Below are 11,443 nucleotides of genomic sequence, written 5' to 3' on the forward strand. Positions count from 1 at the left end.
GCTCACTCCTCGGCGTCGAACTCCCGGAAGAGGCCCTCGAAGTCGTCCTTCTCCGTGACCGCCTCGAGCGAGCGGTCGACGTCCTCGCGGAGGCTCTCGATCCGGGCGGTCAGCTCCTGGTACTCCTCGTTGTCGGCGAGCTCGCTGGCGCTCTTTTCGGACTCGAGCATCGCCTTCTTCGAGGTCAACGCGAAGAGGTCCTGAACCCCGGCGTCGTACTCCCCGCGCCGCAGGAGGCCCTCGACGGTCTCCCTCAGGGTGTCGCTCGCGACGGGCTTGACGAGGTAGTCGTCGAAGCCCATCTCGAGGATGTCGAAGTCGGGCTCGACGGCGGTCACCATCGCGACCCGACAGTCGATCCCCCGCTCCCGGACGGCCGCGAGGACCTCGTCGCCGGAGAGTCCGGGCATCCGTCGGTCGAGGAGGATCGCGTCGACGTCGTCGTCGAGGTCGTCGATTGTTTCGAGTGCCTCGTGTCCGCCGTACGCCGTCCGAACCCGGTACTCGTCGCCGAGCCAGGCGGCGTAGAGGTCTGCCAGGTCGGGTTCGTCCTCCACCACGAGGACGAGCGGCGGTTGTTCGCTCATGTGGTCACCCGAGCGACGACGAGTTCGCTCACACGTTTCGTCTCGCCGCGGACTATATTAAAATACCCCTTCGGCACCGTCCGGGGGACGCGGACGACGCGGGAGGCGGGCGGCGAGAAGCGATCGAGGCGGCCCGAACGTCCCGTCATCGTCACGCGTCGATGCCCCCCGGGATCGCCCCTTCCGGTCCGTCGTATCCGGTGACGGTGATGCGTCTCGCCTCGATGTCCTCGACGACCGCGCCCCAGCCGCCGACGGTCCACCGCCGGTCGTCGGCCGACACCTCGACCGTCACCTGTCCGGCGAGCTGTCCGATCGGGATCTCGCCGTCGTTCCGCGGCTCACCCGCGTACACCACGTCGGTGACGGTCCCGGAGACGCTGACGGCGTCGCCCGAGCCGATCTCCGATCCCTCGACGGTGACGTGGACGTCCGCACCCTCCGCGAAGAGCGGCTCGATGTCGCGCACGAACCGGCGGAGGTTGGCGTACACGAGCGGCGGGTCGTCCGGGCGGCCGTCGTAGACGACGTCCCAGACCTCCCAGAGGCTGGTGTCGAAGTACCAGCGGAAGACGTACGTCAGAGAGAAGTCGCGGACGAGCACGCCGTACTCGTTCACCGAGCGTCGGTGCGGGGCGAAACACGTGATGGTCCGGTCCACGATGGCGACGAACGGCGTCGGGAGCGTCCGATGGCGGACCTCGGTCGCGACGCCCTCGTAGTTCGCCGGGATCCCCTCGCTCCCGTCCGCGGTGTGGATCGACGCCTTCACGACCGCTCCGTTGTCGTGAGCCGCCGCCAGCGACTCGCGAAGCTCGTCGAAGTTCTCGGGGGTCACCGCCACCTGTACCTCCGTCTCGGCCTCGGCGATGGCCTCCCGAGCGTGTTCGAACACCGTGTCGAACCGGGTGACGATGTCGACGCGGTGATGCTCCAACGCGGGGGCCTCCCAGCGCGTCTCGATCTCGTCCGCGGCCTCCGAGAACTCCTCGGAGCGTCGTCGCAGATCCGAGAGGACGGTGTCCGGTTCCGACGCGCGGGCCCGGAGCGTGTCGCCGTCGTACGTCTCGACGTATCCCTTCTCCTCGAGGTCCCGGAGGACGTCGTAGATCCGCGCGGCGGGGACGCCGCTCTCGTCCGCGAGTTCGGTCGCGCTCGCCGTGCCGAGCCGGAGGAGCGCGGTGTACGCCTTCGATTGGTATTTCGAGAGGCCGGCGTCACGCAACACCCGGCACAGCTCGGATGCGTCCATGTCCCCGTACACAGGCACGCGCGCATTAAGTCCAACGTGTGGGAGACACCCGCGTCCCGCCGGATCGAACTCACTCCCGAGGACTGCCGATCGGGGTCACTCCTAGGAGCTGTAGTTCGGGGTCACTCCTGGGGGCTGTAGTTCGGTGCCTCGTCCGTGATCATCACGTCGTGGGGGTGGCCCTCGGTCTGGCCCGCGCTGGAGACGCGGACGAACCGGGCGGTCTCGTGGACCTCCGGGATCGTGTCGGCCCCGACGTATCCCATCCCCGAGCGCATGCCGCCGGTGAGCTGGTGGAGCTCCGAGGCGAGCGTCCCCTTGTACGGGGTCGCCGCCTCGACGCCCTCGGGGACGAACTCCTCGTCGCCGTCGTCGTCCTTGAGGTAGCGGTCGCCGCCGCCGGACTTCATCGCGCCGACGGAGCCCATCCCGCGGTACTGTTTGTACTTCTTCCCCTGCATCGTGATGACCCGTCCGGGGGCCTCCTCGGTGCCCGCGAAGTACGAGCCGAGCATGACCGCGTCGGCGCCGGCCGCGATCGCCTTGATCGCGTCGCCGGAGTACCGGATCCCGCCGTCGGCGATGACCGGCACGTCGCGTTCGGCGGCGACGTCCGCGACCTCCGAGACGGCGGTGATCTGCGGCATCCCCGCGCCGCTGACGACGCGGGTGGTACAGATCGAGCCCGGTCCGATCCCGACTTTGAGCCCGTCCGCGAAGCCGACGGCCGCCTCGGCGGCTTCCCGCGTCCCGACGTTTCCGACGACGACGTCGGCGTCGACGGTCTCCTTTATCGCCTCCGCGGACTCGAGCACGTTGAGGTTGTGCGCGTGTGCACAGTCGATGAAGAGCACGTCCGCCTCGGCCTCGTCGGCGGCGACCGCGCGCTCCTCCTCGAAGGGACCGACCGCCACGCCGGCGAGCAGGCGGCCGTCCTCGTCTCGGGCGGCCTGCTCGTGTTCGCGGCGCTGTAAGACGCCCTGCATCGTCACGAGCCCGACGAGGTGGTCGCCGTCGTCGACGACGGGGACGCGCTCGATCTTGTGGTCGTACATCAACTCGAGCGCCTCGCGCGCGTCGACCGACTCGGGGGCGGTGATGACCTCGTCGGTCATCGCCTCGCGGACCGCATCCTCCTCGCCGACCTCGAGGTAGGGACGGATGTCGGTCCCGGAGATGATCCCGAGGACGGAGTCGTCGTCGTCGACGACCGGGGCGCCGGAGACGCCCTCGTGCTCCATCAGTCGGTCGGCCTCCCGTACCGTGTCGTCCGGCGAGACCGTGACGACGTTCTCGCGGCGGATGACGAGCTCGTGGGCGCGCTTGACTCGTTCGACCTCCGCGGCCGTCTCCTCGACGGTCATGTTGCGGTGGAGAACGCCGAGACCGCCCTCGCGGGCCATCGCGATCGCGAGGTCGCTCTCGGTGACCGTGTCCATCGCCGCCGAGAGGACGGGAACGTTGAGCTCGACGTTCTTCGAGACGCGCGAGGAGAGGTCGGCGTCGTCGGGCTCGACGCGGCTCTCCATCGGGCGGAGCAGCACGTCGTCGAACGTCAGCGCTTCCGGAACGTCGAGTTTCGTCGAGAATCGGTCGGAATCTGTCGCCATGTAAACCGTCGTGAGAGCGGAATCAAAAACGTTGCGAGTCAGCACGGATGTGGAGGTTATTCACATCCGATCCTGCCCGGTTGATCAGGATCGTGGATTGATCCGGTCACCGTGGTCGAACCGGGGTCCGGGATCGATCCGAGGTTCGGGATCGATCCGACGTTCGGCCACGAGGAGGTCGCCCGGTGGGAGGATCGATCCGAGATTCGACAGGATCTGGATCGTTTCTCATGGTATCCGTTTACCGAAGGATGTTCGAATAATCTCGGGTATCTCTCGAACATCGTCACCGCCCTATATAAACAAAGATTTCGAAACGACCGAGTCGTGCGATCAATCCTCACACAACGTTTAACCCAACCGCAACACGTAATACGGGTATGGACTCCGACAGTCCCGTGAACGTGCGTATCGCCGGTCAGCCGACGCTCGAACTCGGCGCGTCCTTTACACCCGGCAATACGTACTCCGCCTTTACACGGACTCGTCGGACCCCGGTCGGCTCCGACTCCGATGACCGATCCGGTCATCGGAGGTCGTCCGCTTCCCGCCGCGTGCCCCATGGTCACGGGCATCGTCCCTGAATGAGCGTCTCACGTCACCCGGTCGCGCTCCGCCTGGAGCGACAGGTGGGCGGCGCGACGAAGCTGCTCGCGACCGTGATGGCCCTGCCGCTCGTCGACGGGATCTTCCCGGCGCTCGTGGTCGCCGGCGTGTTGAGTTCGGCGGCGGGCGTCGTCGAGACCGGGATCCTCATCTTCGGCGGCTCCGCGACGATCGCCGTGATCCTCGCGGAGATGGACGGCACCCGCAAGGAGATGGTGACCTCGATACTGCTCATCGGCGCGGTCATCATACCGGTCGCCGCCGTCGAGGCCGCGTTCGCGCCGACCCTCCGCGGGTTCTTGGAGCTCGCCATCTTCGAGCGGTTCGCCGGCCTCGTCATCCTGTCCATCGCCGCGAAGACCGCCAGTGCGGAGTTCGGCGAGTACCTGCCGAGCCCCGCCGTCATCATCGGGTTGGGGCTCGTCGCGAGCTTCGATCCGACCGGATTCGCGGTCGAGACGTCGATGGAGTACGTCGTGAACGGCACCGCCGCGGCCGCCATCGGCGTCGGCTTCGCGCTCTCGGTCGCGCTGTTGTCCCCGCACCTGCGCGGCCGCGTCGACATCGACCGGTTCCGGTTCGGGTCGGCGGTCGCGCTCGGCGTGCTCGCGCTCCCCATCCTGTTGCGGCCGTTCGGGCTGATGCAGACGGAGGCTCCCATCGCGCTGGCGGTGCTCGGCGTCACCGCGCTGTTCGCGTACGACCCGGACGCCGACGGCGTCGGGGGCCCCGACGCCGACGACGAGGACGACGACGGCTCGGCCGGCGCTTCGGACGACGACGGCTCGGAGACGGATGACGACCACGAGGAGGACGCGATCGACCCGACCGCACCGGAACCGACCGACACGCCGGTGGGAACGCCGGACGACTCCGGCGGACTCGTCGACGACGACGTGGCGGTGACCGCGACCGGGGACGACGGGGACGGCGAGGAGCCCGCGAGCCCGTTCACCGAGGACGACTCCCGCGCGCCGTGGCTGTAGCCGACTCGCGCCGCCGCGTGGTCGATCTCGTCGACCGGCTTGACGGGTTTTAGGTAGCTCCGTCGCATACGCCGGGTATGTCAAATCGCGTCGTGCAGGGTCGGATGGTGACGCCGGAAACGCTCGCTGAACTCGTCGAGGGGGACTCGATCCTCGAGGCCGAGGACATCACCGACGCCGACCGCGAGTGTCCCGACTGCGGCGGCGACGTCATCAGCGTCGGGTACATGCCCAGCGTCACGGAGTTCGTGACGGGATATAAATGTCAAGAATGCGATTGGTCCGACGACGACCGGGAGTAGTTCGGCGGCGGTCGCGTCCGTCGATCGTTCCGGATCGAAACCCCTTTATCCGCGTTTCGGCAACTCCCGTTCGCGGAAGCACGCGGGGCTGTGGCCAAGCCAGGCATGGCGACTGACTCCAGAGGCCACGCCCGGGACGACACTCCAGACTGATATACCGAGCGGGCGACTGATCATCGCTCGCGTTGACGACCCTCTGGAGTTCCGAGGCGTACCGGAGATATCAGTCGATCGGGGGTTCAAATCCCTCCGGCCCCATTATCTCGATTCTCCTCAATAAACCGCCAGCACAGCATCTCTAACTCCTGTTCTCGAATTTCGGTTGGAAGATTCGACAACTGGATTTGAACCGGCTACCGGTTCATCCCCGCCACCGTTAGGTGATCACTTGGATTCACGGTCGCGGCATATATAACCGTGATTCCTCCACAGTCTATCACTCATACAGATAGGGGCGCGAATATGTCAAATTTTCAAACCCGCCACCTTCTCGCACGTTTCAGATCCTCTCGGTTGAGTCGGCCGTGGTCAATACAGAATATACAGATACCGACGGGCTTGTTCTCTAATAGGCGAAGAAATCCTTGGAGATAATCAAACAGTATCGGCATAGATAACTAGTAGCCCTCTGAACATATATTAGACAATATGGATGACAACTCCAAGTTCATCCTCGTCGCAATATTAGGTTTAGTTATTAGTGTGCCGATCTGGTATACTATTTTGCCTTCAGAACAATTCTCGCTGGATTTATTTTTCAATCCGAGTCTCATATTCTGGCTAATTTTTGGTTTCTTATCCCTTATATTCGGGTTCTACTCTCGGTCTGAAGAATAGGCACTCTTCAGCGACCAGTTGTTACAGACGAGAATATCTCTAAAGATAGAATTTTCACAGAGACACAAATAATAAAATTAGAAAAGGCTTCTGTTAGAGAAGGTCGGTGAACTCCTCTCGACCTCTGGCTTCCTCCTCCAGTTTTCTGTCATCGTAGTGCTTCTCCAGCACCGGGACCGAAACGTCAACCCGTTCGGACAACTTCGATTTGTCCCATCCGAGATTGATCTGGTTCGTGATCGAGCCCCGCCGGATGGGGTGGAGTGATTTACTGGACGGACAAGAAGGTGCCTTCTCGACCGATTGGGCGGCGTCACACTCGGCTTCTTCCCGATCGTGAGGACACATTCCGGTGGTGACGCACGGCCGGGTTCGGGGAACCAAATTGTTGTAAGCCTTCTGTCGATAGAGTCGGCCGTTCGGCGTCGTAAACAGCGGATGACGGCCGTACTCGTCGGTCACTTCGTCGCGTTTCGCGGAGATGTAGTCGATGAGGACGGCGACGAGTTGATCGCTGATCATCACGTCCCGCTCACCGGATTCGCCGTTCTTGAGTCCAGTTCCCTCGTCTTGGCGGTCCCGAAAGTAGAGCCGCGGCTGTCGGGGATGTTTGTGATCGAGGTCATCAAGGTCGAGAGCGAGAGCCCCACCGATTCGGCATCCGGTGTCTCACATAAGTTTGAACAGCGCGTGTTCCCGACTCGCGTACTCGTAGGTGTCGAGGTAATGGAGGACGTTCTCGGCTTGGCCGACTCGGACCGTTTCGTCGCTCACCTGTTGCTTCTTGCTAATGTCGGGGACTTTCACTCGATCGGCGGTCCCGTAGTCTATCAACTCCATCGACTCGCACCACCTGACAAAGACCAGTAGGTGTTTGACGTTGTTTTGGAGAGTGACGGGCGCGACCTCTCTTTGGCGCTCCCGTTTCCACGAGCCGATGACGTGGCCCCCGATCTCGCCGGTCGTTTCGACGCCGCGGTCCTCACAGAACTGTACGAAACTCTTAGTCGGGTATTTGTAGGCTCGCGTGGTGGAGTCTTTGACCGTTCCGCGTTTGCTGGCGATGAATCGCCTTCTCGCTTTTCTCGGGCTCGTTACTTCGGATGGGTCGTCAGGTTCGTTGTGGTTCACGGTTGAATCCGACCACCGTTGGTGGGAGAGAGGCGCGGGTGTGAGCGACCTGTCGGGAGCGAGGTAGATAGGCCCCGGAGTGCCGTGAAATGGCACGACGGCGGGGGTTCCTAAATCCCTCCGGCCCCATAGCGGTCTTAGGTCTAACGTATCGCTTCTCAGTAATAACATTTAACGAAAAACAGGTCCGTGACTGGAGGGGTTCCGGCGTGAGCCTCGGATACTCCGGCTCTCCCACCGTCACGAAGGGCTCCGAGTTCCGGTGTGGAACCCGTACGGTGGCCACGAAGCCCGAACCGCGACCTCGAGTACGGTCACCACTCGAACCCATCCGTATCCGCTGACTCTAACGCATCTTCGGTGCTGTCCGGGGTTCCTGCCCGGCGCACTGCGGTCACGAGTGCTCGTGTTTCGGGATGCTGTCGCGGTCACCGTCGCAGTGGCCCACCGTCGAAACACCGCCACGAAAGCGACACACGACGAGGACCGCGCGCACCCACGTTCAAGTAGCCAGACGCCCATACCCACGTATGGCGGGGCCTGACCCCAAGCAGCTACGTCGCCTGATCGACCGCTTCCCCCAGCCACCGGACGACGACCGCGCTGACGACCTGCTTGACGGCGCCTACGGCCGGATGGCCGGCGAGTGGTACGACCGTCTCTACAGCCTCGTGGACGCCTACGCCGGCGGCGACGCGCTCCGCGAGGAACTGCTCGTCCACGCCGAGGCCGTCCCCGCGTTCCGCCTGAGCGACGGCGCCGCGCCGCTACCCGAGCGCCGAAGACGACTGACGGAAGCCGCGGCCGAACTTCCAGAGATCGCCGAAGTGGCCGTGTGGTACTCCGACCTCCGAGACCTGCTCGAGGACGACCCCGACGACCTCACCCTCGTCGAGCGCGCGCTACACGACTTCGGCTACGCCGTGGCACACGGACTGTTCCTCGGCGTCAGCGCGCCCGAAACCGTGGTTCGCCGGCTCAGGTTCGCCTATCGACTCGTCGGCGTCCGGATCGACGACACCGCGTCCGACGGCGCCGAGCGGACGACGTTCACCTGCCCGTACCGGGACCTCGGCGCCGGTCGGTGCGGAAAGCGCTGGCTTTGCCACGAGAAACTCGACCGGGTCGACGACGGCTACGTCACCTACCTCGCGGAGCGCGGGATCGACTACCAGCGGCCGCGGGGCTGTGCTGGATCCGAGCAGTGCTACTCCGCGGTCGCACGGGAGAGCCCCGAGCGCTGGTGGCCGAAGACGCTGCCCGCGGCAGTGAGCGAGTCGTGACCGGTCCCGAGCACGTCGACCGCGTACAGGAGAGTTACGGCCGTTGGGCACGGTTCTACGACTGGTTCGCGCGAGCGACCGCCGACGTCGGCGGCGTCCGGGACGCCTGCGTCGAAGCACTGGATTTGAACGAGGGTGACACGGTGGTCGAGTTCGGCTGCGGCCCCGGCCCGAACCTCCCCGCGCTCCGGGAGGCGGTCGGCCCGTCGGGTCACGTCGTCGGCGTTGACCTCACCGGGCGGATGCTTGACCGGGCGCAGGCACTGATCGCCCGACGTGGCTGGCGGAACGTCTCGCTCGTACAGGGTGATGCGGCCACCCCGCCCGTCGTCAACGCGGACGCGGTGCTGTCGACGTTCGTCACCTCGCTGTTCCCCGATCCGGCGGCGGTGGTGGGCGAGTGGTGCGAGTTGGCCGACAGCGTCGTCGTCGCCGGCTTCGCACCGCGCGGGAACCGCGCCGCGAACGCGGCGCTGTGGGCGTTCACGCGGCTGAACACGTCACTGTTCGACGCGACCGGAGCGGACCCACTGGGGCAACTGGATCGACGGACGGCGGCCGCTCGGCGTGAGTTAGAAGCGCGGATGAACGGGGTGGAGGGCGGGACGTTCGTGTTCGGAACCATCGTGGTGAGTGCCGGGTATCGAGAGACGGCCGTTCGGTAACCTGTCGGGCGGGCAGCGTTCTCACGACTCCCGAACGGCCTCGACGTCGCAGCCGATCCGTGTCAACCGGAGTGACCGAGACCCGGTCCGCGTTCAACGAGCCGCACGGAAACTCACCGCATGGGAGAATCGTCGGACCCGAACCGGTACGTCGAACGAACGACCGTCTCGAGATACGAGCCTACAAGTCCGTCCGGTCGGGAGGCTCCGTATGGCACGCGTCACGGTCTGGAACGAGTTCCGTCACGAACGCGAGAGCGACGACGTCGCGGCGGTCTACCCCGACGGCATCCACGCGGTGATCGCCGACTTCCTCGAGGCGGCCGGCCACGAGGTCCGAACCGCCACCCTCGATGAGGGACCGGATCACGGCCTCTCGGAGGCGGTCCTCGAGGACACCGACGTGCTCACGTGGTGGGGCCACGCCGCCCACGACGAGGTCCGTGACGAGGTCGTCGACCGGGTCCACGAGCGCGTCCTCGACGGAATGGGGCTGCTCGTGCTCCACTCGGCGCACTACTCGAAGGTATTCAAGCGACTGATGGGCACGAGCTGCTCGCTCAAGTGGCGCGAGGCCGCCGAGACCGAGCGGCTGTGGACGGTCGAGCCCGGCCACCCGATCGCCGAGGGGATCGGCGAGTACGTCGAACTCGAGGAGACGGAGATGTACGGCGAGCGGTTCGACATCCCGCAGCCCGATTCGCTCGTGTTCACCTCCTGGTTCGCGGGCGGCGAGGTCTTCCGCTCCGGCTGCTGTTACCGGCGCGGGAACGGGCGGGTGTTCTACTTCCGGCCGGGCCACGAGACGTACCCGATCTACTACGACGACGACATCCGGCAGGTGCTCCGGAACGCGGTCGAGTGGGCGACACCCGGAGACGGCCGGTCCCCCGAGTTCGGAAACGCCGACCCGATCGAGGAGATCGACACGAGCGACGACCGAACGGTCCACTAGCGACGCCGCGCTCGCCGAGCGACGACGACTACGGTTTCGGGTCCCTCACGGCACCTCGCGGAGGTCCATGAACGCGGCCATCACGGCGGATTCGGCCTTCCGGAGGTGTTCGGAGGCGGTGCTCGTGGAGGCGTCGATCCGCTCGGCGACCGCCTCGACGGTCGCCTCCCGCGGGGACTCGTAGTATCCGCTCTCGACGGCGGCCGCGAGCGCGTCGAACTGGCGGTCGGTCAGCCCCGGGTCGAAGAGGTCCTGTCGCCAGTCGTACTCGCCGATCCGGAGCACGGTGGTCTCGATCCGCTCCGGAAGCTCCGCGAGCGCGTCGCGTAACGGCCCGCCGTTCCCGATGACCGTCAGCCGGGCGATCCCGTTCGGCCGGAAGTCGATCGGCGGGACGACGACGACGCCGGTCCGCTGGAGCGGGTCGAAGGTCGCGTCGTCGACCGCGTCGCGACGCTGGGTGAGGAAGACGTAGTGTCCGCTCTCGTCGATCCGCGTGACCTCGAACTGCCGGATACGGTCCACCGACCGGAGCGCGTCCGTGTACACGTCGATGTCGCCCTCCACGTAGAACAGGAAGGTGTCGTCCGGTTCGTCGAGGACCGTTCCGTGGAGGAGCACGTCCCGATCGACCGCGTCCGACTCGTCGATGAGCCGGTGTATCGGATGCATGAGGTCCGGCGGGTACCGGAGTTCGACCCGGAGGTACTTCACGTCGGCCAGTGACGGCGGGGGGCTTATAAAAACCCGTCCCCATCCGGCAGAAGCGTCGGGTCGTCCGGTCGCGTTCCTTCGAGCATGTCGACCGACGCGCCGATCGAACGCGAACGAGCCGACGCGGAGACGGACCCCTTCTCGCCGATACGGGAGCTGGTCACGGCACGCGAGACGCACCTGAACGCCCCCGCCGCCCGAATTCGACCGGACGCGGTCCGGCAGGCGCTCTCGACGCTGAAAGCGGAGGCCGGATACGACCATCTGGCCTGCGTCACCGCCCAGGAGTACGAGAACCGATACGAGTCGATCTATCACCTCCGCTCGTTCGACGATCCGACCCGGGAGGTCAGCGTCGTCGTACCCGCGGACAAAGCGGATCCCGTCTCGGAGTCGGTCGAGGCGATCTTCCGCACGGCGGACTGGCACGAGCGGGAGGCGTACGACCTGATCGGGATCGAGTACGACGACCACCCGGACCTCCGGCGGATCCTCCTCCCCGAGACGTGGCAGGG

Annotated in this window: 13 protein-coding genes and 1 tRNA gene; 7 read left to right on the plus strand and 7 right to left on the minus strand. The window is 65.5% G+C overall.

What is annotated here, in order from left to right:
• Positions 1–2: 2 nt before the first annotated feature.
• From F3H10_RS08925 to guaB, 4 genes are all read right to left on the minus strand, one after another.
• Complete coding sequence (locus F3H10_RS08925) at positions 3–587, minus strand: HalX domain-containing protein (RefSeq protein ID WP_149784423.1); 585 nt, start codon at positions 585–587, stop codon at positions 3–5.
• The gene (locus tag F3H10_RS16080; protein WP_188127910.1) at positions 584–736 is read right to left on the minus strand and encodes a hypothetical protein; all 153 of its coding nucleotides are present in this window, start codon (positions 734–736) and stop codon (positions 584–586) included. The genes F3H10_RS08925 and F3H10_RS16080 overlap by 4 nt, the downstream gene beginning before the upstream one ends.
• 2 nt (positions 737–738) lie before the next feature.
• Positions 739–1,839: a TrmB family transcriptional regulator gene (locus F3H10_RS08930; protein ID WP_149784424.1), complete on the minus strand. Its 1,101-nt coding sequence runs from the start codon at positions 1,837–1,839 to the stop codon at positions 739–741.
• Positions 1,840–1,961: 122 nt separating this feature from the next.
• Positions 1,962–3,449, minus strand: a complete 1,488-nt coding sequence (gene guaB / locus F3H10_RS08935; protein ID WP_149784425.1) for an IMP dehydrogenase — start codon at positions 3,447–3,449, stop codon at positions 1,962–1,964.
• A 584-nt stretch (positions 3,450–4,033) separates the two neighbouring features.
• Here guaB and F3H10_RS08945 point away from each other — a divergent pair.
• The 3 genes from F3H10_RS08945 (at position 4,034) to F3H10_RS08955 (ending at position 5,601) form a co-directional block, all read left to right on the plus strand.
• Complete coding sequence (locus tag F3H10_RS08945) at positions 4,034–5,041, plus strand: DUF5794 domain-containing protein (RefSeq protein ID WP_149784427.1); 1,008 nt, start codon at positions 4,034–4,036, stop codon at positions 5,039–5,041.
• Between the two features lie 77 nt (positions 5,042–5,118).
• Positions 5,119–5,343 (plus strand): DUF5795 family protein, encoded by a 225-nt coding sequence (locus F3H10_RS08950; protein ID WP_149784428.1) that lies wholly within the window; start codon positions 5,119–5,121, stop codon positions 5,341–5,343.
• 84 nt (positions 5,344–5,427) lie between these two features.
• A tRNA-Trp gene (locus F3H10_RS08955) sits at positions 5,428–5,601 on the plus strand.
• A 672-nt stretch (positions 5,602–6,273) separates the two neighbouring features.
• Here F3H10_RS08955 and F3H10_RS16345 read toward each other — a convergent pair.
• Both F3H10_RS16345 and F3H10_RS16350 read right to left on the minus strand, forming a co-directional pair.
• Positions 6,274–6,702, minus strand: coding sequence for a hypothetical protein (locus F3H10_RS16345; RefSeq protein ID WP_223174280.1), 429 nt, complete (start codon positions 6,700–6,702; stop codon positions 6,274–6,276).
• A gap of 147 nt (positions 6,703–6,849) precedes the next feature.
• Positions 6,850–7,311, minus strand: coding sequence for a hypothetical protein (locus F3H10_RS16350; RefSeq protein WP_223174281.1), 462 nt, complete (start codon positions 7,309–7,311; stop codon positions 6,850–6,852).
• Between the two features lie 530 nt (positions 7,312–7,841).
• Here F3H10_RS16350 and F3H10_RS08970 point away from each other — a divergent pair.
• From F3H10_RS08970 to F3H10_RS08980, 3 genes are all read left to right on the plus strand, one after another.
• Positions 7,842–8,594, plus strand: coding sequence for a hypothetical protein (locus F3H10_RS08970; protein ID WP_149784431.1), 753 nt, complete (start codon positions 7,842–7,844; stop codon positions 8,592–8,594).
• Complete coding sequence (locus F3H10_RS08975) at positions 8,552–9,259, plus strand: class I SAM-dependent methyltransferase (protein WP_149784442.1); 708 nt, start codon at positions 8,552–8,554, stop codon at positions 9,257–9,259. The genes F3H10_RS08970 and F3H10_RS08975 overlap by 43 nt, the downstream gene beginning before the upstream one ends.
• Positions 9,260–9,470: 211 nt before the next feature.
• A complete protein-coding gene (locus F3H10_RS08980) occupies positions 9,471–10,214 on the plus strand; it encodes a ThuA domain-containing protein (RefSeq protein ID WP_149784432.1) in 744 nt (247 codons plus the stop codon).
• A gap of 45 nt (positions 10,215–10,259) precedes the next feature.
• Here the strand turns inward: F3H10_RS08980 and F3H10_RS08985 are convergent, their stop codons facing one another.
• Positions 10,260–10,928 (minus strand): helix-turn-helix domain-containing protein, encoded by a 669-nt coding sequence (locus F3H10_RS08985; RefSeq protein WP_149784433.1) that lies wholly within the window; start codon positions 10,926–10,928, stop codon positions 10,260–10,262.
• Positions 10,929–11,012: 84 nt separating this feature from the next.
• On the opposite strand from F3H10_RS08985, the gene F3H10_RS08990 reads away from it, so the two are divergent.
• On the plus strand, positions 11,013–11,443 hold a 431-nt coding region (locus F3H10_RS08990), incomplete at its 3' end, for an NADH-quinone oxidoreductase subunit C (protein WP_149784434.1).

It is taken from the genome of Halorubrum aquaticum, assembly GCF_900113615.1.
GTDB classification, from domain to species: domain Archaea; phylum Halobacteriota; class Halobacteria; order Halobacteriales; family Haloferacaceae; genus Halorubrum; species Halorubrum aquaticum.